Here is a 26271-nt window from a genome sequence, read left to right on the forward strand (position 1 = left end):
CCCGCTGGGGAGCGGTGAGGCGGCCTCAATGCAGCAGCTTCATGATCTCCTCGGCGGCGAGCGCCGGCGTGAGGTGGCCGTCGGCGACCTCGGATTCGATCTTCTTCACCCTTGCGCGGACGGCCGCCTCGCTGCGCAGCCGCGCCAGCATGCGCTGCTCGAGCATCGACCACATCCACTTCACCTGCTGCTCGCGCCGGCGTGCGGCGAACTCGCCGGACGTGTTCATCGCCTTGCGGTGATCCAAAACTTTCTGCCAGAGATCGGCGATGCCGGTGCCGGCCAGCGCCGAATAGGTGACGACCGGCGGATGCCAATGCGCGGACCTCGGCGCCAGGATGTGCAGCGCGCTGCGATAGTCGGCCGCGGTGATATTGGCGCGCTTGAGATTGTCGCCGTCGGCCTTGTTGATCGCGATCATGTCGGCGAGCTCGACGAGGCCCTTCTTGATGCCTTGCAGCTCGTCACCGCCGCCCGGCAGCATCAGCGCGAGGAAGAAATCGGTCATGTCGCAGACCGCGGTCTCGGACTGTCCGATGCCGACGGTCTCGACCAGCACGACGTCGAAACCGGCCGCCTCGCACAGCAGCATCGCCTCGCGCGTCTTGGCCGCGACGCCGCCGAGTGTGCCTGACGACGGCGAGGGGCGGATGAAGGCATCGTCGGAGGCCGCGAGCCGTGCCATCCGCGTCTTGTCGCCGAGGATCGAGCCGCCGCTGCGCGCCGAGGACGGATCGACCGCGAGCACCGCGACCTTGTTGTCCTGTTCGATCAGATAGGTCCCGAGCGCATCGATGGTGGTGGATTTGCCGACGCCGGGCGAGCCGGTAATGCCGACGCGAACCGCCTTGCCGGTATCGGGCAGGAGCATCTGCACCAGCTCGCGCGCCTGCGCCTGATGATCGCCACGCCGGCTCTCCACCAGCGTGATGGCCCGCGCCAGCGCCGCGCGATGGCCGGTGCGGAGCTCGCGGGCGAGGGCGGTGATGTTGATGGTCTTGCTATTGGTCATCATGGTCTTCGCATCCAGCCGCTAACGGCCCGACATGCGAATGTGTCTTTCAGCGCAAGATTTCATTGGTGGAAGGTGGATTTGAACGATGTCCCAAACGATCTCGGCCTTCGTCATGTGATAGGCACGACGAAGCAGATTTCCGAAGTCGATCATCTTGCGCCAGTCGATATGTGGCTCGGCCCGCTTAAGATCGTCGGGGATGAATCTCGACGCTTCGCAGATGATTTCGAGAAGACGTTCGATCGCCAGCCGGGTCGTTTTCTCGGCGACAAATTGATCGAAGGTAAAGCCCCTCACGGCATTTTCGATGTCAGTGATGGCTTCCAGAATATCCCGCAGCCGGTCTTCCACGGTCGGCGGCATTCAGAATACCTCGATCAGGTCATCCGCGATCCGCTCTGCCATACGCGGTTTCAGCAAATCTCGCATCGATATTTGCACCTGAAGTCCCAGATGTTCCTCAATCAAGTGGAGGGCTTTGAAATGGTCAAACCGCGGCGATTCCTCGCGCGACGTCGTCTCGATCAAAATATCCAGATCGCTATCGGGCCGTGCGTCGCCGCGCGCACGGGATCCAAACAGGTACAGGCGCGTAATGCCGGAAGCCCTCAAGGCGGGTGCAAGCTCCTTCAGCTTCTCAATGAGCGTCTGGGTTGAAATGTCTACGACATCAGTCATGGCCAAATATTAGCACAGGGTCGTCAACCAGCCCAGCGCCGTCGGAGCCCGTTAGGCGCTCCGGCGGGCAGGCAAGGCTCGGCTTAAAGAATGGTGCCGCGATTTCTGCGTTCGGCACGAAATCTCATGGCGCTTTCGCAAAACCGGCCGCTTTCATCGCCTGGCCCATCTGGCTATTCGCCTGGTCCATGAAGGTCTCGAACTGACCGGCATCGCACCAGACGGTGCCAAAACCGCGTCCGGTCATGAAGTCCTTGAAGGCGGGGGAATCGTACACCTTCTTCAAGGCCGCGGTCAGCGTGGTGGCGATATTTGGAGGCAAGCCCTTGGGGCCGCCGATCCCGCGCCATGAGCTGGTGGAATAATCGACGCCGAGCGTCTCCTTCAGCGTCGGGACGTCGGGGAAGATCGGATTGCGCGCGTGCGCCATGATCGCAAGGCTCCGGGCCTGGCCGGCCTCGATGGTGGCGCGCGCTTCGGGCACCGAGCAGGTGGTGAGATCGAGGCTGCCCGCGACCAGATCCTGCATGGCCGGTGCTGCGCCATTCGACGCTGACCAGGCGACCTGATTGGCCGGCAATCCCATCGCCTGCATCCAGCCGACAAGGGCGAGATGCCAGATGCCGCCTTGTCCGGTGCCTGAAGCCTTGAACCGTCCCGGAGGCGCCAGCTTGATGGCGTCCAAGAGCTCCTTCACCGTCTTGTATGGCGAGGACGTCGATACCTGGACGCCAGGCGGATCTTCGTTCACCAGCGCCAGCGGCGTAAAATTCCGTGGCGTCAGCTGCGTCAGGGCTTGCCAGTGCAACATCGCGATTTCCACGGTCAGCGTGCCGATCGTGTAGCCGTCCGGCGCTGCGGCTGCGATCTCGGCATGGCCGACGGCACCGGATCCGCCGGTGCGGTTGACGACGTTGAACGGCTGGCCGAGCTCCTTCTCCAGCAGCGTCGCGACGATGCGCGCGGTCGCATCCGTGCCACCGCCCGCACCCCAGGGCACGATCAAGGTCACCGGCCGCGCCGGATAGGCTTGCGCGCGCGCAGGTGAGAGGAGCGCGGACGTGGCGGCAGCTACAGAAGAAGCCGCGAAAATGCGGCGCGTGATTCCTAGCATAACATAAATGGTCCCGGCGGCGGGGAATCGGGCTCGCGTCAATGCAATATGCTACGCGGCTTTGCATGGATGTCGCAAGCGGCCGCCCAACGGCGCCCTGAGCAAGTGTTCCGTCGGAAACTTATTACTGCTCGTCAGCGTCGCCTTTTGGCCGCGTACCGCCGAAGATGCGCGTGCCCTCCGGCGTGAGATAGGGCTTAAATGTCTCCCACGGAACGAATGCGACATATTGGCCCTCGGCGTAGGGGCCGACCGCATAGGGCGGATAATGGAAGGTGAGGCCGGAGCTCTTGCCTGTTTCGGTCGACGGCGCGAGCGTCGCGGCACCGATCTTGAGCAGGCTCGGCTCGACGCCCTTGAACCATTCATTGGTCGCGGTCTCGCTGGAGTCGCGCTTCTTTTTCTCGATTCTGAGCGAGGCGATCACGGCCTTCGCCATCGTCTTCATGGCGGGGCCGCCATCGGCCGTCTCGGTGAAGAACGGGCGGATCGAGATGCGCTTGCTCTCGGACTTGTCCCACAGGACCGTGTTCACATCCGAATTGGGATGGGCGCCATGGGTGTCCATGTAGTCGTCACGCAGGATGCTCACATAGCGGTCGGCGACGACGGAGCGGATCGAATATTTGCGCTCGAAATCCCAACTGCCGTCCTTGAAGAATTGCGGATCCTGCTTTCGCGAAGCGGCAGCGTCGGCTGCGTTCTTGTCGAGCCATTTCTCGCCGTCAGCGAGGCAATCGGCGGCGAGTGGCGTGTCGGCCTTGATCCTGTCATCAAGGAACACACGCGCCTCGATGTTTCTGTTTTTGACGACGGCGTCGGGCTTGGGGTCGGCGGCGAGGGAGGGCGAGGCAAGGCCGATCGTCGCGACGGCAAAAAGGCTCGCGAGCAATCCTGCCCGCACATTTGCACGATGATATGTCACTTCAATATCCATCAATTCTGCGACGTTCGGACATCGGCGTGAGCGTAGCGATCGCAACATGAACCGGCGCAGAACGCGCGGCGCGAACGCTAGGACGTGAAGATTGGTCGCGGCAGCGCGCCCGCGAGTTTGATAGGAAGCCCCCACGGCGGCGGAATTACTCCGCCGCCTCGCTATGGCCGAGCCGGGCGTTCAGCTTGCGGATCAGCTCCTCGGCTGCGTCCGCGATCACCGTGCCGGGCGGGAAGATCGCTTCCGCGCCGGCGGCATAGAGTGCGTCGTAATCCTGCGGCGGCACCACGCCGCCGACGATGATCATGATGTCCTCGCGGCCCTGCTTCTTCAGCGCGGCCTTGAGCTCCGGTACGGCGGTGAGGTGGGCGGCGGCGAGCGAGGAGACGCCGAGGATGTGGACGTCGTTCTCGACCGCCTGTCTTGCGGCTTCGTCCGCGGTGGCAAACAGCGGCCCGATATCGACATCGAAGCCGATGTCGGCGAAAGCCGAGGCAATCACCTTCTGGCCGCGGTCGTGGCCGTCCTGGCCGATCTTGGCGACCAGGATACGCGGGCGGCGGCCTTCGGCCTCCTCGAACGCGTCGATCAGCGCCTGAACCTTCTCGACCTGATTGCCCATGCTGGACGCCTCCCGCTTGTAGACGCCGGTGATGGATTTGATCTCGGCGCGGTGCCGGCCGAACACTTTCTCCATTGCGTCAGAGATTTCGCCGACGGTCGCCTTGGCCCGTGCCGCGTCGATTGCGAGCGCGAGCAGATTGCCGTTGCCTTCGCCAGCCGAGCGCGTCAACGCGGCGAGCGCGGCCTCGACGTCCTTCTGGCTTCGCTCGGATTTCAGCCGCGCCAGCTTGTCGATCTGGAGCCGGCGAACGTTGGTGTTGTCGACCTTGAGGACGTCGATCGGCGCCTCGTCAGTCGGCTTGTACTTGTTGACGCCGATCACCGCCTGCTTGCCGGCATCGATGCGCGCCTGGGTCTTGGCCGAGGCCTCCTCGATGCGCAGCTTCGGCACGCCGGCCTCGATCGCCTTCGCCATGCCGCCGAGCTCTTCGACCTCCTGGATGTGGCTCCAGGCTTTTGCGGCGAGGTCGCGCGTGAGCCGCTCGACATAATAGGAGCCGCCCCAGGGATCGATGATATGGGTGGTGCCGCTCTCCTGCTGCAGGAACAGCTGGGTGTTGCGGGCGATGCGGGCCGAGAAATCGGTCGGCAGTGCCAAGGCTTCATCGAGCGCATTGGTGTGCAGCGACTGGGTATGACCTTGGGTGGCCGCCATTGCCTCCACCGTCGTGCGCATTACGTTGTTGAAGACATCCTGCGCGGTCAGCGACCAGCCGGAAGTCTGGCAATGCGTGCGCAGCGACAGCGAGCGCGGATCCCTGGGATTGAACGGCTTGAGCAGTTTCGCCCAGAGCAGCCGCGCGGCGCGCAGCTTGGCGACCTCCATGAAGAAGTTCATGCCAATCGCCCAGAAGAACGACAGCCGCGGCGCGAAGCGGTCGACATCCAGGCCTGCGGCAAGGCCGGCGCGCAGATATTCGACGCCGTCGGCGAGCGTATAGGCCAGCTCGAGATCCTGCGTCGCACCGGCCTCCTGCATGTGATAGCCGGAAATGGAAATGGAGTTGTATTTCGGCATCTTCTGCGAGGTGTAGGCGAAGATGTCCGAGATGATCCGCATCGAGGGCGCGGGTGGATAGATATAGGTGTTGCGCACCATGAACTCTTTCAGAATGTCATTCTGAATAGTCCCCGAGAGCTTCTCTGGCGGAACGCCTTGTTCCTCGGCGGCGGCAACGTAGAGCGCGAGAATCGGCAGCACCGCGCCGTTCATGGTCATGGAGACGCTCATCTGGTCGAGCGGAATGCCCGCAAACAGCGTGCGCATGTCGTAGATGGAATCGATCGCCACGCCGGCCATGCCGACGTCGCCGCCGACGCGCGGATGATCGCTGTCATAGCCGCGATGGGTGGCGAGATCGAAAGCGACAGAGAGGCCCTTCTGTCCGGCCGCCAGGTTGCGGCGGTAGAACGCGTTGGAGTCCTCCGCCGTGGAGAAGCCGGCATACTGCCTGATAGTCCAGGGCTGGTTGACATACATGGTCGGGTAGGGGCCACGCAGGAACGGCGCGATGCCCGGATAGGTATCGAGGAAATCGAGCCCGGCCAGATCGGCCTCGCCATAGGCCGGCTTCACCAGAATGCCCTCGGGCGTCAGCCACGGCTCGGCGCTGCCGGTCGGGGCGGCGGTTGCGGTCCGCTCGAAGGCAATGTCTGCAAAGTTTGGAATGCGGCTCATGGCTTCAACTCACAGGTGGGCGCTTCGGGCGCTCAATCATGGTCCGGATGCTGATGGCTGACGATGGTCGCCATCTTCTCCGGTCCGTAATTCTGCTGCGTGGTCTGGCTCGGCAGGTTGGCGATACCGACGACCCAGCCGAGCCGGGATTCGGTTCCATATTGCCGTGTCGGTACGACGTGATCCGGGCGGTCGAAGGTTCCAGTCATGATCTCGATACGCGGGCCATCGATGCGGCGGAAGCTGAGCGGCGTGCCGCAGGCAGCGCAGAAATCGCGCATCGCGATCGAGGAGGATTGAAACGCCGACGGCGTGCCCTTGGTCCAGGCAAAGTCGGTTTTCTCGATGTCGGCATAGGAGGCGAATGGCGCGCCCGTCGCCTTCTGGCACATCCGGCAATGACAAATGCTGATCTTGGCGGGTGCCGCCGAGACCGCGAAGCGGATGGCACCGCATTGGCACCCGCCACTCAGAACTGTCTTGGTTGCGTCGGTCATGCCTGTTCCATCCGTCGATAGGCGTCGCCCAGCATGGCTTGCGCGTCGGCGCCGGCAAAGATGAAGCCCGTAACGCCCGCCTTGCGCAGGGCCGCCTCGGCCTCTGCCGGTCGGCCTGCCAGATAGATATGTTTGGCGCCCGCGCTTTGCAGGGCCTTGGCGGCGGCTTCGGCATGGTCCGCATAGACCTTGTCATGGGAACACAGGCAGGCAAGCTCGGCACCCGACGCCTTGAAGGCGGCCGCCAGCTTGGCCGGATCGGCGAAGCCCTCGCTGTCGACGGCCAAAATGCCGCCAGTTTCGAAGAAGCTTTTGGCAAAGGTCGCGCGCGCGGTGAAATCGACGGCCGTGCCGAGATTGGCCAAAAACACCTTTGGCCGCGCGCCGCGTGCCTTCAGCGCCGCGTCGGATTTGTCGCGCAGCGCCTCGAACGGTTCCGCCAGCCGGATCGGCGGCAGCGCGTCGAACTTGTATTTCTGTTCGCCATAGGGTGCGAGCGCGACCGGCGTCGCCTTCAGCACCGCCGTCTCGCTCTCATGCAAGTTCGGAAACTCGCTGGCGCCGGTCAGCACCTCGCGGCGCTTTGCGATGTTGGCATCGCGCGCCTTTCGTGCGGCTGCGACATTGCTCTGGAATACGCCCTGCTGAAGCGCGGCAAAGGCGCCACCCGCTTTCTCGCTCTCCTGGAACAGCGCCCAGGCGGCCTCGCAGAGCTGCGCCGTCAGCGTCTCGATGCCGCCTGCACCTGCTGCGGGATCGCTGACCTTGGCGAGGTTGCTTTCTTCCAGCAGCAGAAGCTGCGTATTGCGCGCCACGCGCCGCGCGAACGGATCGGGCAGTCCAAGCGCGAGCGTATGTGGCAGCACCGTGATCGCATTGGCGCCGGCGAGCCCTGCGGCAAACGTTGCGATGGTCGCGCGCAGCATGTTCACATAGGGGTCGCGCTGCGTCAGCATGCGCCACGCCGTATCGGCGGCAATGAACAGCGGCTTTGGCGCAAGCCCGCACGCGGCCTCGATGCGCGCCCAGAGCAGCCGCAGCGCACGGAACTTTGCCATGGTCAGGAACTGGTCGGCGTCGGCTGAGAGCCGCGCATAGACCATGTCTTGCGCCTGCTCCAGCGGGACGCCGGCGCCTTCGATCGCGCGCAAATAGGCGGCGCCGCAGGCGAGCACGAAGGCGAGCTCCTGCACCTCCGATCCGCCGGCATCATGGATCACGCGACCATCGGCGGAAGCAAACGGTCCCTTGAAGCCAAGCGCGGCAAGGCCCTTGATGCCGCCGGTGACGGCGGGAACGATCTCTTCCCATGTGTAGGGGCTGTGGCCCCACACCGCGCACGCCGCGAGCGGATCGAGCCCGAAGCGGATGTCGCAGGCTGCAGGATCGATGCCGTTGCTCTTCACATATTCCGCGACATGGATCGCCGCCATCCGCGATTGCGGGCCGACCTGAAGCTCGATGCCGATGCCGGCATCGAGATGAATGTCCTTCAGTGCTTTCGCGACCGCATCGGCCGTTGGTTCCAGGCCGAAACCGTGGCTGCCATTGCTGCCGGCGAACACCAGCGAAAGCCCTGTCGCCCCGTTCTCCAGATCGGTCAGTGCCTGCGCGTTCGCGGCCACCGCGTCGGGATGATCAACCCGCTGCATGATCTGCCACGGCGCTGCCGCCGGCCGTCCTGCCACCAGCGCAGCGTCCTTGGCGCGCGGATACAGCGGCTCGATCCTCACGCCGTCATAGGTCTTGCCGACCAGCTTCTCGAACGGCGCGCCCTTGAGCACGCCGTCGACCAGCTTGCGCCAGTCCGCGTCCGTCGCCTTGGGAAAATCGGCCGCCAGCGGCAGATTGTCAGTCACGGAGGTCATACGGCCAAGGGCTCCCAAACGTCTCGTTATTCGCAGGCGAAATTGCCACGGCCGGCCGTCCCTGCAAACGGTTGTTTTTGGTTAACCGGTATCCGGAAGCCGCTCAATGCCTTGCGTCGAGACGCTGGCGAGGCCGTCACGCACGCGGATGCCCGAGATCACGCGGTCGGGCGCGATTTCGGCCAGCGGCACCAGCACGAAGGCGCGCTCGAACAGCCGCGGATGCGGCAGGGTCAGGTCGGGCTTCTGAAACGACACATCGTCATAGGCGATCATGTCGAGATCGAGCGTGCGCGGACCCCAGCGCCGATCCCTGTCGCGCGTGCGGCCGAACTTCTGCTCGACTTTCTGCATGACGAACAATAGCGCGTGCGGATCGAGGTCGGTCTCGATCTCGACGCAGGCATTGATGAAAGGATCCTGGTCCTCGTCGCCCCAGGGCGGCGTGGTGTAGTCCGACGAACGCGCGATCACCGTGGCTTGCGCCATGCCGCAGATATGGGCGATCGCCTTGCGGAATGTCGCGCGGACGTCGCCGACATTGCCGCCGAGTGCGATCAGCACGCTCGCCATGTCAGGGGTGCCGCGAGCGGGTCAGCATGATGCCGACATCGTCGAAGATCGCGGCGATCGGCGCATGCGGCTTGTGCACGGTGATCTTGACGGCACGGATGCGCGGGAAGTGCGACAGGATGGCGTCGGCGACAGCGCCGGCGGCACGCTCCAGCAGCTTGTAATTGGTGTTCTTGAACGCTGCCGTCGTGGTCGCCACCACATCGGCATAGGAGACGGTGTCGGCGAGGCGATCACTGCGCGAGGGCTCCGACAGGTCTGTGTAGAGCTCGAGGTCGATGACAAAGCGCTGGCCGACTTCGGTTTCGTGATCCATCACGCCATGGCGTGCATGGATCGACAGGCCGGTCACGAAGATCGTATCGGTCATTGCTTGCTCTCGATTGCGTTTGCGACCCGCAGGGCCTGCAAGGTTTCGGCGACGTCATGGGTCCGGATGATTTTCGCGCCCTTCTGCGCGGCGATCAGATGCGCGGCGATCGATCCGGCGAGCCGCTCTTTCGGCTCCGACGGCGACACCGAGGCGATGAAGCGTTTTCGCGAGGCGCCGACCAGCACTGGCAGGCCGAACATGTCGAGTTCGCGCAGCCGCGCCAGCGCGATCATGCTCTGCTCGGCGGTCTTGCCGAAGCCGATGCCGGGATCCAGCACGATCTTTTCGCGTGCGATGCCGGCCTTGGCGGCGATGTCGAGCGAGCGCAGGAAGAACGCCTTCATGTCCGTGACGATGTCGATGGCGGAATCGACGCTGTCACGGTTGTGCATGACGATGACGCGGACGCCTCTTGCGGCGACCAGCGGCGCCATGCTGGCGTCGCGCTGCAATCCCCAGACGTCGTTGGCGATGGCCACGCCCTGGTCGAGCGCGAAGGCCACGACCTCCGCCTTCATGCTGTCGATCGATACGGGGACGCCGAGCGCGACGATTGCCGATAGCACCGGCCTCAGTCGGGCAAGCTCGTCCGCCACTGTCACCGGCTGGGCGCCCTTGTAGGGCCGGGTAGATTCGGCGCCGATATCGATGATGTCGACGCCGGCCTCGATCATCGCCTGCGCCCGTGCCAGCGCTTGGTCCGGTGCGATGAAGTTGCCGCCGTCGGAGAAGGAGTCCGGGGTGACGTTGAGCACGCCCATCACCGCTGGCAGAGGCCGTTCCAGCAGCGTCCGCAGCGCGTCAGGCCCGGCCGAGCCGGCCGGCGGGACGGATGGGGAGGGCGAGGCATTCATGCCGCCCGCTTTAGCGGTCGGGGAGGGGGAGTCAAGACCAACACCCTAGCTGTCATTGCCCGCGAAGGCGGGCAATCCAGTATTCCGAGGCGGTGCGGTGATACGGAGGAGCCGCGGCGTACTGGATCCCCCGCCCCAGTGCGCAAGTGCGCACAAGGCGGGGTATGACATCGAGAGCTAACGCTGCAGGTCATCGCCCGGGAGAGACGCGCTAATACGTAATCTTCGGCGACAGCTTCTTGGCCTTGGCGATGATGTCGCCGACCGACTTCTCGGAAGGAAGGATGCGGACGAGCTTCCTCCGATCGTTGGCTTCGCGCATGCTCTGCGCCAATCTCACCGGATTCCGATAGGCGAGCTCGCGCACCGTGGTGACGCCGGCGGCGCGGACCAGGCCGACCTTGGCCCGGCCCATGCCGGGAATGCGCATGTAGTCGGAGACGTTGGCCCACTCCAGCAGCAGCTGCTCGCTGATGCCGGTCTTGGCCGAGAGCGCCTTGCGCCCCTTGGCGGTGCTCGCGGCTTCCAGCAGCGCGTCGGTGGTGCGGATTCCCTGCGCCTTCAACTTGTTGGCGGCAAAGGCTGGCAGGCCCTCAATCTCGGAAATCGGATATGTCATGATACTCGATATAAAAAGCGTGGCTCTCAGGCGAACTGGCTGAGGCCCGGCGTCCCCGCAATGATCTTGCCCATCTGATCCGCTCCGATTTTGTCTCGGCCGTAGCGGAAAAGTTCACGGGCAATGGTCTGGATGTCGGACATGCCAAGCCCAAGGCCCATCAGGCGCGTGCCGACGGCCATCAGGCCGCCGCCCATCAGCCGCGACAGTCCGCCGCCGCTCGTGGACGCTTCGATCGCGCCGTCTGCGCCAGGGATCTGGTCGATCAGGGCCTGCACGCTGTCGGAAGGACCCTCGCTGCGGAGGAATCCCAGGATAATGCCGACGGTCTTTTCAGCGACAGCACTATCTATGCTGGCGTTTGTCGCCAGCCTTCCGATCAGCTCGTCCATATGGGCCGCCCCTCAGCCGGTTCACATGCCGGAGATTTATTTCGAAAACTGATCTTGAGCCGGTGTGATGTGAAATACAAGCTATGAACGGAGGCGAACATGCGATTCATCTTCGAACGCGCGTAAAGTGTTGCAGCGTTGCAAGACCGGGGAACGAATCCGTGAAAAATTGCCGCGATGCGAATGTATCACTCCGACTTTTGGCGCATGCCGCGCGCGTAGTCTCCGACGATGTCGCATGTCCGCGCCGCCTTGAACGGTTTCAATCGGCTTGCGACATGAGTTAAACTACGGAACTGGTGAGTTCGAGTTTCAATATGCGAAACCAACGATAGAGAGAGTAATGACGGCGCAGGACAACAAGCTCGGCGATACCGACGGCAAGATATTTGTCGGCAAGGGAGACGAGCAGGCCTGGTTGACGCTGGCGCTCGCCAATCGCCACGGCCTCGTCACCGGCGCGACTGGAACGGGCAAGACGGTCACGCTGCAGGTAATGGCGGAAGGATTTGCGCGGGCCGGTGTTCCGGTGTTCGCCGCCGACATCAAGGGCGACCTCTCCGGCATCTCCGAGGTCGGGGAGGCAAAAGATTTCATCGTCAAGCGTGCGACCGAGATGGGGTTGACGTTCCAGCCCGACCAGTTCTCGACGGTGTTCTGGGATGTGTTCGGTGAGCAGGGCCATCCGGTGCGAGCCACCATCACCGAGATGGGGCCGCTGTTGCTGGCGCGCATGCTCGATCTCAACGACGTGCAGGAGGGCGTGCTCAACGTTGCCTTCCGCGTCGCCGACGACAACGGTCTTGCTCTGATCGACATGAAGGATCTGCGGGCGTTGCTGGACGCCATCGTGCCCGACGGCGGCAAGAAGGAGCCGGACGCGGACGATGATCCGCTCGCGCCGATCCGGAAGGCGGCCCAGGGTTTTGGCAACGTCACCAAGGCCACAATCGGCACCATCCAGCGCCAGCTCCTGGTGTTGGAGAACCAGGGCGCCACAAAATTCTTCGGCGAGCCGGCGCTGACCTTGAAGGACTTCATGAAGACCGACCGCGACGGCCGCGGCATGGTCAACATCCTCGTCGCCGACAAGCTGATGCAGAGCCCGCGGCTTTACGCGACATTCCTGCTGTGGATGCTGTCGGAGCTGTTCGAGGAATTGCCCGAGGCCGGCGACCTTCCCAAGCCCAAGCTGGTGTTCTTCTTCGACGAGGCGCATCTGTTGTTCAACGACGCCCCGAAGGCGCTGATGGACAAGATCGAGCAGGTGGTCCGCCTGATCCGCTCCAAGGGGGTCGGCGTCTATTTCGTTACGCAAAACCCCATCGACGTGCCCGACCGCGTGCTCGGGCAAATGGGCAACCGGGTGCAGCATGCGTTGCGCGCCTTCACCCCGCGCGACCAGAAGGCGGTCGCCGCCGCGGCCCAGACCTTCCGGCCCAACCCGAAGCTCGACACCACCAAGGTGATCATGGAGCTCGGCAAGGGCGAGGCGCTGGTGTCGTTCCTCGAAGGCAACGGCACGCCGGCGATGGTCGAGCGGGTGATGATCCGTCCCCCATCGGCCCGCATCGGGCCGATCAGCCCGGAGGAGCGCAAGGCGATCATGGATGCGAGCCCGGTGAAGGGCAAATACGACACCGCGATCGATTCCGAGTCCGCCTATGAGATCCTTCAGAAGCGCATCGCCGGCACCGCGGCGCCGGCCGATGGCCAGGCGGGCGGCGGCGGTGGCGGCATCCTCGGCCAGATCGGCTCGATCGTCGGCACCATCTTCGGCACCAACACCGGACGTAACCGGCTGACGACGGGACAACGCATCGCGCGCGATGTCACGCGCACGGTCACCGGCAAGGTGGTCGGCGGCGTCGTGGCCGATCTCGGCAAATCGGTCGGCGGCCAGCTGGGCAGCTCGGTCGGCCGCGCGCTCGTCCGCGGCGCGCTCGGCGGATTGCTGCGAAGGTAGGCATAACGCCCCGGTTGCAGGCCAGTGGTCCGTAACGCCACTCAGGTGGCGGGGGAAAGAGCATCTTTGCCAGCTACAAATTCGGGTGAGGAGGACTCTCCAAGCGTCCGTCGGTCTGCTACGTGCTATATGTTTCCGACGGGACATCATGTGACATCACCGAATTCATCAGACAAACCGGGCGCGCTTCGAACTCTCTCGCTGCGCAGGCCGCTCGACCTGCTCTTCTTGTTTTGCTGCTTGATCCTGACTGCGGATGTCCTCGGTCCGGAGATCTTCGGTCATGGCAAAACCAAGGACTATGCGCTGTGGTACTGGGCCGGGCAGCAGGTGCTGCATGGCGGCGCGCTCTATCCCAGCGAAATGGATCACCCGTTCGAGTTCATCTATCCGCCGCTGCCGGCGATCCTGCTGGCGATCCCGAGCTGGTTCGGCAAGATCCCGCTCTACATCGTGCTGTCGATCCTGAATGGGATGGCATGGTGGTACACGAGCATTCTCTCCAATGCCATGACCGGCTCGGATCGCGAGCCGGGCCCGTGGCTCGAAGCACTGCCGGTGGTCGTCACCGTCTCCTTCGCGTTCGACATGTTCGATCTCGGTCAGCCGAACCTCGTTCTGCTGGTGATGATGCTCTACGGCTTCTGGAGCCTCCAGCATCGACGGTCCTGGCTCGCGGGCTTCATGTTCGCGCTCGCCGCCGCCATCAAGGTGTTTCCGATCGCCGTGCTGCCTTATCTGGTCTGGCGCCGGCAATGGGCGGCGGTCGTCAGCATGCTCGCCTTCATCGGCATCCTGCTCTATCTCGTGCCGGCGCCGATCCGCGGCTTCGAGCGCAACGCCGCCGAGCTCAACACCTGGTACCGGGGCATGGTCGGCTCGAGTTCGGAAAAGGGCTTTGGTCAGCGCGACGAGCAGAACTGGTCGTGGGTCAACCAGTCCGTCATCGCGGTGACGCACCGGCTGGTCAGGCCGATCAACTACAATCTGGACGATCCCGGCAAGCCGGCGCGCACGATGAATGTCATCGACGTCGACTACAAGACGGCGAACTGGATCGTGCTTGCGGTATCGGCGTTGCTCGGGCTCGGCTTCATCGCGGTCATTCCGCGGCAAGCGCGGCGAACGGCGCGATCGGACGCCGAGGAGCTCGGCATCCTGTTCTGCCTGATGACGATCGCCTCGCCGCTGGCGCGACAATATTACTTCATGTGGCTGTTCCTGCCGCTGACGGTGCTGATACATCGGGCCGCCTTCGACCTGCGGCCGAATGTGCGGCTGGGAACCGTGCTCGCGCTTGGCGCTGCTGGCATCCTCATGCTGCTGTCGCTGCCGCCGTTTCCCAACGCCATCCAGGCCTGGGGTAACAACCTCATCGCGACGGCGATTCTCGCAGTTAGCCTTGCCTGGCACATCCGGCATCCGCCGGTTGCGGCTAGCTCCGACGCCGCGGCAGGGTTAAAACCACAACCATCTTGAGGTTAGAAAAGTGGGACATCCGACCATGGCCAATGCGCAACTTCAATCCGTGCTCGACCACATCGACAAGGACTTTGATAACAGTCTCGAGCGCCTGTTCTCGCTGTTGCGGATCAAGTCGATTTCCGCAGATCCGGCCTATGCCGGGGATTGCAAGGCGGCGGCCGAGCATCTGGCCAAGGACATTGCGAGCCTCGGCGTCGCGACCGAAGTGAGGCCGACCGCCGGCCATCCTGCCGTCGTTGGCAAGGCCAAGGCGGACGACAAGGCGGACGACAAGGCGGGCGGACGGCCGCATGTGATCTTCTACGGCCATTACGACGTGCAGCCGGTCGATCCGCTCGAGCTCTGGCACCGTCCTCCGTTCGAGCCCGCCGTCGCCGATCATGCCGACGGCCGCAAGATCATCGTCGCGCGTGGCGCCGAGGACGACAAGGGTCAAGTGATGACCTTCGTCGAGGCCTGCCGCGCCTGGAAGAAAGTCACGGGCTCGCTGCCGATCGACATCACCTTCCTGATCGAAGGCGAGGAGGAGGTCGGCTCCAAGAACTTCGTGCCGTTCGTCGAGGCCAACAAGGACGAGTTTAAAGCCGATTACGTGCTGGTCTGCGACACCGGCATGTGGGACCCGGAAACGCCGGCGATTACGACGGCGCTGCGCGGCCTGCTCTATGAAGAGGTGAAGATCACCGCCGCCAGCCGCGATTTGCATTCCGGCGTATTCGGCGGCACGGCGATGAACCCGATCCGGGTGCTGACCAGGATTCTCGGCGGTTTGTTCGACGATGACAACCGCATCACCATTCCCGGCTTCTATGACGGCGTAAAGGACACGCCGCCGGAGATCCTGGAGCAGTGGAAGAAGCTCACCTTCACGCCGGAGTCGTTCCTCAAGCCGGTCGGCCTGTCGATTCCGGCTGGCGAGAAGGGGCGGCTGATGGTCGAGCAGGCCTCCACGCGTCCGACCTGCGACGTCAACGGCATCTGGGGCGGCTATATCGGCGAGGGCTCCAAGACGGTGATCCCGTCGCATGCCTCGGCAAAAGTCTCGTTCCGGCTGGTCCAGGGGCAGGACCCCCAGACCATCCGCAAGGCCTTCCGCGACTACGTGACCGCCCGGATTCCGGGCGACTGCAAGGTTGCGTTCGGCGACCATTCCGCCGCGCCCGCCGTGGCGCTCGACTGGAACATGAAGCCGCTTGCCGCCGCGAGGCAAGCGCTGACCGAGGAATGGGGCAAGGAGACTGTGCTGATGGGCTCCGGCGCCTCGATCCCGATCGTCGCTGATTTCAAGCGCGCGCTTGGGCTGGATTCGCTGCTCGTCGGCTTTGGCCTGGACGACGACAACATTCACTCGCCGAACGAGAAGTACGATCTGCGCAGCTTCCAGAAGGGCATCCGCTCCTGGGCACGGATCCTCGCGGCGCTCGCGGAGGTGAAGTAGGGCGCGAAGGCTCTCCTCGTCATTGCGAGCGAAGCGAAGCAATCCAGAATCCTTCCGCTGAAACAGTCTGGATTGCTTCGTCGCAAGAGCTCCTAGGAAGAAACTGATCTGTCAGGGCATCAGGCGGCCTTTGGAGTTGGTTGGAGTTGGACGGTGAAGCCTAGCTTTTTGAGACGGGCGACCAACGACTTGGCTTTGACCTCGGTCGAACGACGATCGAAGTGGTTTGCACCGAGGTCGTGGTGCTCGGTTCCGTTCTTGAGCATGTGATAGATCGCGGTGAGGATCGAGGCGGCGACCGCGCAGATGGCTTTTTGCGGGCCGCGCCGATGTCGCAGGCGAACGAACTGGGCCTGGTAATAGCTGCCCTTCTTGCGAACGGCCGCCCACGCGCATTGCACCAGCATGGTCTTGAGCCAAGGCGCGCCCTTGCGCAGGCGCGATGATTTGCGCCTGCCGGCACTCTCGTTTTGCTCCGGGCACATGCCGGCCCAGGCGAGCAGATGGCCGGCGGTCGGGAAGCGGCTCATGTCGGTGCCGATCTCGGAGAGGATTGCCGGCGCCGACACGGCGCTGACTCCCGGGACCGTATCGGCGTTCTCGATCAAGGCGCGAAAGGGCGGTTCGCCGGCACGGCGCTGCTCGTCGATGCCTCTGATCCGCTGGTCGATCTCCAGATCGATCGTCCGGATCGACGCATCCAGCCCGTCCCATTGTCGCAGGTGGAGTTCGAGCAGGAAGCGGTGATGATCCGTCAACCGCCCATGTAGCGCATCGTACAGCTCCTTGGGCGTCGCCTTGATCTGCTTGCCGGCAAGGTCGGCCAGCTTGTGCGGCTGGCGCACGCCGGCGATCATTGCTTCGATGATGCGCCGTCCACTTGCGCCCATGACGTCGCTGATCACCGAATCGAGCCTGATGTTGGCTTCGGCCAGCGTCTTCTGGATCCGCTGCACGTGCCGTGTTTGCTCGCGCACCAGCTGCTTGCGGGTGCGGGTCAGCGAACGCAGCTCGTGCATCGGCTCGGTCGGCACGAAGCTCGCCTTGATCAGCCCGAAGGCCACCAGATCGGCCAGCCACATCGCGTCGTTCATGTCGGTCTTGCGGCCCGGCACGTTCTTGATGTGCGCCGCATTGGCGACGGTCAGCTCGAAGTCACCCGCGTTGAGTATCCTCCATACCGGTGTCCAGTAAACACCGGTCGCCTCCATCGCCACGTGCGTGCACCGGCTTTCCGAAAGCCACGCTCTCAACGCCAGAAGTCCGTCCGTCGTCGTTGCAAACGTCCGGCATTCCCGCGCCGTTTCCTTGCCGGTCATCATGCGTACACAGGCCACTACCGTGTTCTTGTGCACGTCCAGGCCGGCCACCTGCTCATGCAAAATATCCATTGTCTTCTCCTCTCCAACGGCGCCGCCGGCGTGGGGGGCCGTCCAAAAGAGAATCCTAGGAAGCGTGCTCCGGGACATGGCTGTCCTTAGCGCCAGTGTGGGTCATCCAGGTCCCCCGGGTCCAACTCGCAACCGGGCTCTCGCGCACCAGGGAGATATCGACCTCTTTGCCGACGGCGCGCCCAATCTAGCGCGCCGGCCTCCGACCGAATAGTTTCATCCAATGCGGGTCGGTTCTTCCCGCCGATCAGAACTCGCAATGACAGCGGGCCCAAATAAAAACGCCGCCCGGAATTGGGCGGCGTTTCATTCCGAAATGTGTAGAGGGTGTTGACGCCTAGTCTACACCAAACTCCGTAAATCTCAAGAGCGGTAGCCCGGGAGCTCGCGGTCGAGCTTGCGCAGCAGCGGCGGCCATACCAGGTTCGTCGCGCGCAGCTCGGCGCGGTCGCGGTTGGCGAGCAGCTCGGTGTTCTTCTCGATCGCGATGTCCTCGACCGGATAGACCGGCGTGCCCAGCGCGCGGGTGCGCACCTGCATCGAGCAGGCGCGCTCGAGGTGGTACATGCGCTCGAAGGCGGAAGCGACCGAGCGGCCGACGGTCAGCGTGCCGTGGTTGCGCAGCAGCATGTGGTTGTGGTCGCCGAGATCCTGCTGCAGCCGCGGCCGCTCGTCGTGATCGAGCGCGATGCCTTCATAGTCGTGATAGGCGAGGTCGTGGGTGACGAGCTGCGCGGTCTGGTTCAGCGGCAGCAGGCCTTCGGCGCTGCTCGACACCGCGGTGCCGTCCAGCGTGTGGAGATGCAGCACGCAAATCGCATCTTCTCGCACCTCGTGGATCGCCGAATGGATGGTGAAGCCGGCCGGGTTGATGCTGTATTCGCTCTCGCTGAGCTGGTTGCCGTGCAGATCGACCTTGACCAGGCTCGAGGCCGTGATCTCGTCGAACATCAGCCCGTAGGGGTTGATCAGGAAGTGATGGTCGGGGCCGGGCACGCGCGCGGAGATGTGGGTGTCGACCAGATCGTCCCAGCCGTACAGCGAGACCAGACGATAGCAGGCGGCGAGATTGACCCGTTGCTGCCACTCGGCCTCCGTCATGTTCGACGGCACTTCCTTCAGGCGCGCTTCCGCTGGTGACATGGCAAATCTCTCCGAACCTCGTTGTTGCGGGGAGGGAGCCTAGTCTCGCAAACGGCTGGCAGCAAGGTGCGCGCCAAGCGCGGCAGTTCAGCGTGGTCCGCATGGAGCGGGCTACGGCTTCCGGAGAAAATTATTACGGCGCCGGGATCGACAGCAGGCCGGAAATGCTGCGGCCGCGGATGTCGTAGACGCGGGCGAACACCACGTCGTCGCGCTTGATCTCGACCAGCACGGGCGCGGTGAGGCCCTTGCAGTAGAATTCGCCGAGCGTCATGGCGAAATCGGCCGCGTTGGAATCCCAGCCGATGGTGAAGTCGGGGCCGAGCGCGACCTGGGCGGGGCGTTGCGGACCGCACACCGCGACCTTCCATTTGCGATTGCGCGGCGGCACCTCCTGGCGCTCGACCAGCTGCTCGCGCAGTTCGTCGGAGGCCTGCTTCAGCGCGAGGCCCCAATAGTCCAGCATGAAGCGGTCGTCGGCGGCGCGCACCGTGCCGGCGATGTGGTTGAAGTGGGTGTATTGATAGGGATGCAGCCGGATCATCTCGGCGAGCGGCAGCGCCAGGCCGAAGCAGAACACGGCGAGCACGGCCGGCTGCCAGGCGCGGTGGCTGGCGCGCAGGCGTTCCATGGTCCGGGCGAAGGCAATGCCGCCGAGCACCGCCATCGGCGGGATCACGAAGACGAAATGGCGGATGCCGTTGTAGAGCGCAGGACGCTTCACCATCGCGATCGCGAGCGGCAGGGTGGCCGCCAGCGTCAGCATCAGCAGGATGGTCTTGCGACGCGCCGGAACCTCGCGACGCGGCAGCATCGCGAAGGTGCTGAACACGGCACCGGCCGTCAGCACCAGCATCACTTCGGGAAGCTGCAGCGCGAACAGCGTCGGCAGATAGGACCAGGGCATGTCGGGCACCGACACGATCGCGCCGTCGAACATCTCCTTCCAGGGCTTCTCGAAGAAGTGCGAGAAATAGGTCAGGGCCTCGAAGGGATTGCCGGGCTCCATGATCGACCACGGCCAGATCAGGCCCATCACGAGGTAGCCGAACGCGAGGCCGGGCAGCAGCACGTAGACGACATGGGCGAAACGGCGGACCGCCTCGCGCGCGCCCTCGGTGCGCAGCTCTTCCAGGAACAGCGGCATGAAGCCGACCATCGCATAGACCAGCGCGAGCCCGCCAAGGATGCGGCAGCCGATCGACAAGCCGGCACCGAGGCCGACGATCAGGATCGTGCGCGGCGAGGGTTTTGGATATTCCTCGGCAAGCCGGACCAGGCCGAGCATCAGGATGATCATCGCCACCGCGAAGGGCGCATCCTTCGGGTTCATGAACATGTGGCCGTAGAAGATCGGGCAGAGCGCCAGCAGCAAGAGTGCGGCAAGACCGGCAAGCGGTCCGGCGACGCGGCGGCCGAGCCGCCACGTCACCGCAAGCCCGATCACGCCGACGATCGCGCCGACCAGGCGTCGCGTCTCGAACAGCTCGAGCGGGAGAATCTTGTGCAGCAGGGCTGCGACCATGTCGAAGCCGCCGCCATACATATAGAGGTTGGCGAAGGAGAGGGCAGACGTGTCCCTGAAGCCGGAGCCGTACATGCGCAGCAGCAGGTCGGCATATTCGGCATGGGTGTAGTCGTCCCAGCCAAGCCCGTAATCGCGGAAAGTCAGGCCTGCGATGACGGCGACGGCAGCCAGCACCAGCATGGCGAGGTCGTCGCAAGTCCGTTCAACCGAGCGCCCGAGAGGCGTGTCGATCGCCGAAGTCGTGATGGATGTCATGGCTATTGGTGACCCGGAATCCCCTCTTGGCCCTGCTGGCGCGCGCGGGCCTGTTCCCCGGAATCCCTATAGCGCAGTTCCATTACCAAGTAATTGGGCATTATGGCTAAATTCCTGATGCGACGCAGCAATTTCCAGAAACGCGGGAAGCACATGAGAGCTAGCGGACCATTGCTGAAGGGAATGTGAATAAGTCCCTGATATCCTTCCCTTTAGGAACGGCGCCGGCAATTGGTCGTTGGCGAGGAACGCAGTATGACGGTATCGTGGCGTAACGGGTGCCGCGCGTGGATGCGCGGCCGGGGGTGTGTTCGATGAGCTTGGCTTTGTTGATCGCAGGGATTTTCGCCGTGGCGGCGGGCCTCCTTGCGGTCGCTTTTGGCTATTCGATCAGGGATTTCAGCCTCGGCAGCACGCTCATAACGAGCGGAACGATTGGCGTCTGCTCCGGAATGTTACTGGTCGGTCTCTACATCGTGCTGCTGGAGCTGCGAGGCATCGCCCGACGGCTGGCCGCGACGGCCGCGCCGTCGGACGTTCGCGTGCGGCCGGTGCTGCCGCCGGGCCTCGCTGCACCAGGCACGGCTGCGTCCGAGCTGGCTCCGGCGATGCGAGTCGAGCCGCAGCCATCGCCCGCTGCGCCGCCTTGGCAGGCCGAAGCACCGGCGCGCGAGCGACCGCGGGCCGAGGCTCCGGCCGAGCCGGAAGCGCCGCCTACGCCCCCGCCCGCAGCTCAGGAGGCGCCGCGTCGGCGCAACCTGATGTTCGCCTCGAGCTCGCGCAAGGAGCGCGAGCGTGCCGAGGCAAAGGCCACGGAGGAGTCGCCGCCGCAACCACACGCCGAGCCCGCGGAGCCGGCCGTGCCTGAGGCCCCGCCCGCGAGCTTCGACGATGCCTGGCCGAAGGCCGACCGTGCGCGGCCGCCTGAACCGCCCGCGCCGCGTCGCCCATCGCCGCAGCGCCCGGCGTCGACCTTCGAGCCTGCTGCTCCTCAGCCCGCCGCACCTCCGCCCGCACCCGAGCCGCCGCCGGCCGAACAGGCGCCGGTCACGGTGCTCAAATCCGGTATCGTCGACGGCATGGCCTATTCGCTTTATTCGGACGGCTCGATCGAGGCGCAGATGCCGGAGGGCATGATGCGCTTCGCCTCGATCGACGAGCTGCGCGCCCATCTCGACCAGCGCGGCTGAAGCTTCGCCGGGTTCAAGTAAAGTCTCGCAACTGCTGTCGCGAGATCAGTAATCGGTTCACATTCTCCAGTCGTCGTATTTCGGCCAAAGGTATTGTTGACAGAGAATACTTCACCGCCGCCAATGAAGCCGCGACGGAATCGGATTGGAGAGGTCGAGCCCATGTCGGATGTTGGGGCTAAAAATTTCATCGAGCTGACGGCGAACATCGTCTCGGCCTATGTCAGCAACAACCCGACGCCGGCCGCCGAGATTCCGAGCCTGATCAGCCAGGTGCATGGCGCGTTGACGCGGGTGTCGTCGGGCCGCGTCGAAGCGCCGCTCGAGCCGGCAAAGCCTGCCGTCTCGTTGAAGAAGTCGATCGCCCCGGACTATCTGGTGTGTCTGGAAGACGGCAAGCGCTTCAAGTCGCTGAAGCGCCATCTGCGCACCCAGTACAACCTGACGCCCGAGCAATATCGCGAGAAATGGAGCCTGCCGGCCGATTATCCCATGGTCGCGCCGAACTACGCGGTGGCGCGTTCGCAACTGGCGAAGAAGATGGGTCTGGGACAGCAACAGCGGAAAAAAGGAAAGTAGAGCCGCTTGCCTGATTTCGTAGGGTGGGCAAAGGCGCGACAGCGCCGTGCCCACCAATTCTCGTTGGTCGCACTCAGATGGTGGGCACGCTATGCGCTTTGCCCACCCTACGAAGCGCAAGTTAGCGCTTCACGACGCGTCCGCGAGCGCCTCTTTCGCGTCGGTCTTGATCCGCTCGACCATCGAGCGCAGGCCGTTGGAGCGCTGCGGCGTCAGGTGGTCGCGGAAGCCGAACTCGTTGAACACGGAAATCGCATCGGTCTCGAGGATCTCCTGCGGCGTGCGGCCGGAATAGAGCGCGAGCACGATCGCCACCAGCCCGCGCACGATATGCGCGTCGCTGTCGCCGCGGTACTTCAGGATCGGCGCGCCATTGCCGCGATCGACCAGCTTCTGGAGCCAGACCTGGCTGACGCAGCCATTCACCTTGTTCTCGGCCGAGTGTTCCGCCTCGGGCATCGGTTCCAGGGTGCGGCCGAGCTCGATGACGTACCGGTAACGGTCGTCCCAGTCGTCCAGAAGCTCGAAATTGTCCCTGATCTCGTCAATCGCAGTCATTTGTGGCCCGTGATCCCCGTTCAGGCCAATATAGGGACGGGCGCTGCCGAAATCGATAGGATTTGGGCCCTAATTCGCCGTTTCCGGTCCGCGCCAGTCCAGCGCGAGATCGTCCTGGGTCAGCGTGTCGCGCGGCGCTTCGGTCGCGGCGGCATCGCCCTCACCGGCGACCGTGATCGAACCGGTGTGGTCGGGCGCCTTCTTGTCGGCTTTCTCATTCTTCTCGTTGGTGATCTGCTCCTTCTTGTCGTTGATGATCTGATAGATCTTCTTCGCGCCGTCCTGCGCCCGCTGACCGATGATGGTCGCGGCCTGTCCGCCGACCTCGCAGGCCGCCGGCTGGCGTTTGCAGAACTGGGTCATGTCGGAGACGGCCGCGGTCGCAGCCTGCACCGCGTCGGCAGCGCCGATCTGCGGCAGCTTGTCCGATCCGGGCGTCTTGTCCCGCGGCAGGAGCACCAGCACCAGCCCGAGCCAGAATGTGATGCGGAGCAGAAAGCGCATCTTGCGAACCTGTACGTTAGATCCCCGCCGCGGCGATTCCCGCAGAACGCACCGGACCTAGCAACTCTCGATAAATCGCAAGTGATTGCCTTCCGCTTAATTCGCAGAAAATTTACGCAAAAATCTTCGCGGTTGCAGGTCTCGTAAATTTTCGATTGATGCCTGCGCCCGTGGTGTTCCGGACCGGCGCATCCACCAATTCGAAACCATGAAACGGACGGCGAAACCCTGTGTTCACCATCCCCGATGATGACATCGCCAAATCGCTTAAAAATGTCCGCGATGACGCGGTGTCAGGCCGCAGGCCGGATCGCCTTAGCACTCGTTTAAGGTCGCTCTGACACGTTGGCTCAACAATAAGGAGGCGTTCCGGCACGTCTTCAAGGACGATTGAGCCGAAGCGCGAGACCCGTGACAGTTTTGAGTATCATCCGCGATTGTCTCGATGCGCTGCTGCATCCCTCCGCGCGTTACGATGCGTTGACGCGTGCGCGCCATCGGGCTTTCATGGCGCCGCGGCTTCTCGGAAGCCTGGCCGCCTTCGCCGCATTTCCGGTCTATCTCGTCCTGCGTGGCGCGCCGAGCGCGATCGAGGTCGCGGCTTTCGCGTGGCTGATCGCGCCGATCCTGCTGTCCTGGTTCCTGTCGCGCACCGGCCGCTATGAAGGCGCCCACGTGCTGTCGTCGCTTGCGCTCGCCGGCCTGATCATGGCGATCGCCGCCACGACCGGCGGCATCGAATCGTTCGCCGCGGTCTGGCTGGTCGTGGTTCCGCTCGAAGCCGCGCTGTCGGCCTCGCGCCGCGTCGCGGCCTTTGCCTCGTTGCTCGCGCTGTCCTGCGCGGGCCTGTTGATCCTGCTCGGCCAGCTCGGCTGGCTGCCGCTCGAACATGCCGGTGCTACCGAGCGCGGCGTGATGATGGCGTTTGGCGTCGCCTCCGCAACGCTCTATGCCGCGGGCCTCGCCTTCGGCGCCGAATCGCTCGCGCGCACCAGCGTCGCCTTGCTGTCGCGTGAGGAGGAGCGCTATCGCCTGCTCGCGCGCAACATGAGCGACGTGATCTCGCGGCATCAGCGCAATGGCGCGGTGCAGTTCATCTCACAGGCCGCGGAAGCCATGCTCGGCATGCCGGTCGCGCAACTGCATGGTCATGGCCTGTTCGACCGCGTCCATGTCGCCGATCGCCCAGCCTATCTCACCGCACTCTCGGATGCCGCGCGCGGCGACGTGCGCAGCGTCGAATTCCGGCTGCGGCGGGAGCCCACCGGTTCGGAGCGCAGCCAGATCGATTTCATCTGGGTCGAGATGCGCTGCCGGCCGCTCGATCAGGATCCGGGCCGTGATCTCACGCGCGAGGCTGAAGTCGTCGGCGTGATGCGCGACGTCACCGATCGCAAGCTGTCCGAGCAAGCGCTCGATCAGGCCCGCGACGCGGCGGAAGCCGCCGACGCCGCCAAGACGCGCTTCCTCGCCACCATGAGCCACGAGCTGCGCACGCCCCTCAACGCCATCATCGGCTTCTCCGAGATGATCGCGCAGGAGCAGACCCTGATGCTGGGCGCCCCCCAGCGCAAGGAATACGCAGAGCTGATAAACGCTTCCGGCCAGCACCTGCTGTCGGTCGTCAACGGCATCCTCGACATGTCGAAGATGGAATCGGGCAATTTCGAGATTGCGTCGGAGCCGTTCGCGCCGCGCGCGGCGCTGATGCATTGCTGCAACCTGCTCGCGCTGAAGGCGCGGGAGAACGGCGTCGATCTTATCACCGATGCGCCGCAGGATCTGCCCGTCATGACCGGCGATCCGCGCGCCTTCAAGCAGATCGTGCTCAATCTCGTCGCCAATGCCGTCAAGTTCACGGAGCGCGGCGGCCAGGTCGCGGTGTCTGCGGCGGCATCCGCCTCGCAGCTCACGCTGTGCATCAGCGACACGGGGGTCGGCATCGCGCCCGACGATCTCAAGCGCGTCGGCGCGCCGTTCTTCCAATGCGGCAAGACCTATCAGCGCCGTCACGAGGGCACCGGTCTCGGCCTTTCCATCGTGAAGAGCTTCGTGGCGTTGCATCTCGGCGAATTGACGGTACAAAGCAGGCTCGGCGAGGGCACCGCCGTCACGGTCAAGCTGCCGCTGGTCTATACGCCGCCGCAAGCAAAGGCTTCTGATAAAAGACCCGCGGAGAGCAAGATCGCGACGCTGACGCCGGTGCTGCGCCAGGAGACTCAAGACCGACCTCAGGACCAACCTGCTCGGGTGAAGAAAAGTGCCTAGAAAATCTGCTGCAAAGGACGAAGCCGCTCCGCGCCGCCGTGGCGCCAAGGCGGCTGTCGTGGATGTCGAGACCGAGCGCAATCTCGTGATGCGCGTGCTCTTGCACAGCCCCAAGGACACGCTGGCCGGCCTCGTCGCCGTCGCCACCATCAGCGCCATCGTTGCGAACGCGCTGTTCCTGCAGACCGGCCGGCATCCGGCGCCGATGTTCGGCACCGTGATCAATCTTCCCGTGCCGTCGTCCATGTCGCTGTCCAATCCCATGCCGCGTCCGCGTCCCGTCGGTGCGGATACGTCGCCGCTCGAGCCCAAAGCGACCGAGTTTCGCGTCGAGCCGAAGCCGGCAGAGAAGGCGCCCGAGAAGCCCGCCGAGACGACCGCCTCGACGCCGCGCGCGAGCGATCCCATGACCAATCTGGTCATCAAGGCCACGACACCCACGCCGGCTCCGTCTGCGGTGGCCGTTGCGCGGCCACCGGCGCCGGTCCCGATGCAGCAAAGCCCGGCGGCACGTCGCCTCGCCGGCGTACAGCGCGCGCTGTCCGAATACGGCTACGGGAATTTGAAGATCACGGGCACGATGAGCGGCGAGACCCAGTCGGCGATCCAGACCTTCGAGCGCCAGCACAAGATGCCCGTCACCGGCCAGGTGTCCGACCGCCTGCTGCGGGAGCTTGCCGCCGCAATCGGTCACCCCGTCGAATAGTCGTCGTTGTATCGCGAAGCCTGAAGACTGGTGCTGAT

At 64.3% G+C, this 26271-nt stretch carries 25 protein-coding genes; 7 read left to right on the forward strand and 18 right to left on the reverse strand.

The annotated features are described in order from the left end of the window. Positions 1-25: 25 nt before the first annotated feature. The 13 genes from meaB to ABID58_RS05745 all read right to left on the reverse strand — a co-directional run bounded on the left by meaB (position 26) and on the right by ABID58_RS05745 (position 11222). Positions 26-1012: a methylmalonyl Co-A mutase-associated GTPase MeaB gene (gene meaB / locus ABID58_RS05685; RefSeq protein WP_354032177.1), complete on the reverse strand. Its 987-nt coding sequence runs from the start codon at positions 1010-1012 to the stop codon at positions 26-28. A gap of 21 nt (positions 1013-1033) precedes the next feature. Further along, positions 1034-1378: a HepT-like ribonuclease domain-containing protein gene (locus ABID58_RS05690; protein ID WP_354031876.1), complete on the reverse strand. Its 345-nt coding sequence runs from the start codon at positions 1376-1378 to the stop codon at positions 1034-1036. Next, a complete protein-coding gene (locus ABID58_RS05695) occupies positions 1379-1693 on the reverse strand; it encodes a nucleotidyltransferase family protein (protein WP_148752047.1) in 315 nt (104 codons plus the stop codon). A gap of 124 nt (positions 1694-1817) precedes the next feature. Continuing rightward, entirely contained in the window at positions 1818-2807 is a 990-nt protein-coding gene (locus tag ABID58_RS05700) for a tripartite tricarboxylate transporter substrate binding protein (RefSeq protein ID WP_354031877.1), read from the reverse strand. 124 nt (positions 2808-2931) lie between these two features. Beyond that, the gene (locus ABID58_RS05705) at positions 2932-3732 is read right to left on the reverse strand and encodes an RsiV family protein (RefSeq protein ID WP_502916381.1); all 801 of its coding nucleotides are present in this window, start codon (positions 3730-3732) and stop codon (positions 2932-2934) included. A gap of 157 nt (positions 3733-3889) precedes the next feature. Continuing rightward, positions 3890-6046 carry a methylmalonyl-CoA mutase gene (gene scpA / locus ABID58_RS05710; protein ID WP_354031878.1) on the reverse strand — a complete coding sequence of 719 codons (2157 nt, stop codon included), beginning with the start codon at positions 6044-6046 and terminating at the stop codon, positions 3890-3892. 32 nt (positions 6047-6078) lie between these two features. Next, on the reverse strand, positions 6079-6543 hold the full coding sequence (locus tag ABID58_RS05715) for a GFA family protein (RefSeq protein ID WP_148752043.1): 465 nt from the start codon (positions 6541-6543) through the stop codon (positions 6079-6081). Beyond that, positions 6540-8411: a methylmalonyl-CoA mutase family protein gene (locus ABID58_RS05720; RefSeq protein ID WP_354031879.1), complete on the reverse strand. Its 1872-nt coding sequence runs from the start codon at positions 8409-8411 to the stop codon at positions 6540-6542. The genes ABID58_RS05715 and ABID58_RS05720 overlap by 4 nt, the downstream gene beginning before the upstream one ends. Positions 8412-8492: 81 nt before the next feature. Beyond that, complete coding sequence (gene folK, locus ABID58_RS05725) at positions 8493-8984, reverse strand: 2-amino-4-hydroxy-6-hydroxymethyldihydropteridine diphosphokinase (RefSeq protein ID WP_354031880.1); 492 nt, start codon at positions 8982-8984, stop codon at positions 8493-8495. 1 nt (position 8985) lies between these two features. Next, positions 8986-9354, reverse strand: coding sequence for a dihydroneopterin aldolase (gene folB / locus ABID58_RS05730; RefSeq protein WP_027533885.1), 369 nt, complete (start codon positions 9352-9354; stop codon positions 8986-8988). Beyond that, a complete protein-coding gene (gene folP, locus ABID58_RS05735) occupies positions 9351-10211 on the reverse strand; it encodes a dihydropteroate synthase (protein WP_354031881.1) in 861 nt (286 codons plus the stop codon). The genes folB and folP overlap by 4 nt, the downstream gene beginning before the upstream one ends. Before the next feature lie 211 nt (positions 10212-10422). Then, a complete protein-coding gene (locus ABID58_RS05740; protein ID WP_354031882.1) occupies positions 10423-10830 on the reverse strand; it encodes a DUF4332 domain-containing protein in 408 nt (135 codons plus the stop codon). A gap of 26 nt (positions 10831-10856) precedes the next feature. Beyond that, positions 10857-11222 (reverse strand): DUF2267 domain-containing protein, encoded by a 366-nt coding sequence (locus ABID58_RS05745; RefSeq protein ID WP_354031883.1) that lies wholly within the window; start codon positions 11220-11222, stop codon positions 10857-10859. 343 nt (positions 11223-11565) lie between these two features. On the opposite strand from ABID58_RS05745, the gene ABID58_RS05750 reads away from it, so the two are divergent. From ABID58_RS05750 to ABID58_RS05760, 3 genes are all read left to right on the forward strand, one after another. Then, complete coding sequence (locus tag ABID58_RS05750) at positions 11566-13188, forward strand: helicase HerA-like domain-containing protein (RefSeq protein ID WP_354031884.1); 1623 nt, start codon at positions 11566-11568, stop codon at positions 13186-13188. 150 nt (positions 13189-13338) lie between these two features. Further along, entirely contained in the window at positions 13339-14667 is a 1329-nt protein-coding gene (locus ABID58_RS05755; protein WP_354031885.1) for a glycosyltransferase family 87 protein, read from the forward strand. A 25-nt stretch (positions 14668-14692) separates the two neighbouring features. Continuing rightward, positions 14693-16111, forward strand: coding sequence for a M20/M25/M40 family metallo-hydrolase (locus ABID58_RS05760; RefSeq protein ID WP_354031886.1), 1419 nt, complete (start codon positions 14693-14695; stop codon positions 16109-16111). Positions 16112-16230: 119 nt separating this feature from the next. On the opposite strand, the gene ABID58_RS05765 is transcribed toward ABID58_RS05760, so the two are convergent. The 3 genes from ABID58_RS05765 to ABID58_RS05775 form a co-directional block, all read right to left on the reverse strand. Continuing rightward, positions 16231-17502, reverse strand: coding sequence for an IS110 family RNA-guided transposase (locus ABID58_RS05765; RefSeq protein WP_354032179.1), 1272 nt, complete (start codon positions 17500-17502; stop codon positions 16231-16233). A 363-nt stretch (positions 17503-17865) separates the two neighbouring features. Beyond that, entirely contained in the window at positions 17866-18645 is a 780-nt protein-coding gene (locus ABID58_RS05770; protein WP_148752034.1) for a class II aldolase/adducin family protein, read from the reverse strand. A gap of 133 nt (positions 18646-18778) precedes the next feature. Continuing rightward, positions 18779-20428, reverse strand: coding sequence for a glycosyltransferase family 39 protein (locus ABID58_RS05775; protein ID WP_354031887.1), 1650 nt, complete (start codon positions 20426-20428; stop codon positions 18779-18781). Between the two features lie 314 nt (positions 20429-20742). On the opposite strand from ABID58_RS05775, the gene ABID58_RS05780 reads away from it, so the two are divergent. Together ABID58_RS05780 and ABID58_RS05785 are read left to right on the forward strand one after the other, a co-directional pair. Then, positions 20743-21618: a DUF308 domain-containing protein gene (locus ABID58_RS05780; protein ID WP_354031888.1), complete on the forward strand. Its 876-nt coding sequence runs from the start codon at positions 20743-20745 to the stop codon at positions 21616-21618. Positions 21619-21780: 162 nt separating this feature from the next. Continuing rightward, entirely contained in the window at positions 21781-22197 is a 417-nt protein-coding gene (locus ABID58_RS05785; protein ID WP_148752031.1) for a Ros/MucR family transcriptional regulator, read from the forward strand. 129 nt (positions 22198-22326) lie between these two features. Here ABID58_RS05785 and ABID58_RS05790 read toward each other — a convergent pair whose 3' ends face one another. After that, the gene (locus ABID58_RS05790; RefSeq protein WP_148752030.1) at positions 22327-22755 is read right to left on the reverse strand and encodes a SufE family protein; all 429 of its coding nucleotides are present in this window, start codon (positions 22753-22755) and stop codon (positions 22327-22329) included. Between the two features lie 69 nt (positions 22756-22824). Next, on the reverse strand, positions 22825-23259 hold the full coding sequence (locus ABID58_RS05795; protein WP_354031889.1) for a DUF5330 domain-containing protein: 435 nt from the start codon (positions 23257-23259) through the stop codon (positions 22825-22827). Positions 23260-23670: 411 nt separating this feature from the next. On the opposite strand from ABID58_RS05795, the gene ABID58_RS05800 reads away from it, so the two are divergent. Further along, positions 23671-25527 carry a PAS domain-containing sensor histidine kinase gene (locus tag ABID58_RS05800; protein WP_354031890.1) on the forward strand — a complete coding sequence of 619 codons (1857 nt, stop codon included), beginning with the start codon at positions 23671-23673 and terminating at the stop codon, positions 25525-25527. Further along, the gene (locus tag ABID58_RS05805; protein ID WP_354031891.1) at positions 25520-26233 is read left to right on the forward strand and encodes a peptidoglycan-binding domain-containing protein; all 714 of its coding nucleotides are present in this window, start codon (positions 25520-25522) and stop codon (positions 26231-26233) included. The genes ABID58_RS05800 and ABID58_RS05805 overlap by 8 nt, the downstream gene beginning before the upstream one ends. The last annotated feature ends 38 nt before the right edge of the window (positions 26234-26271 follow it).

Source organism: Bradyrhizobium sp. S3.2.6 (assembly GCF_040546885.1).
GTDB lineage: Bacteria > Pseudomonadota > Alphaproteobacteria > Rhizobiales > Xanthobacteraceae > Bradyrhizobium > Bradyrhizobium cytisi.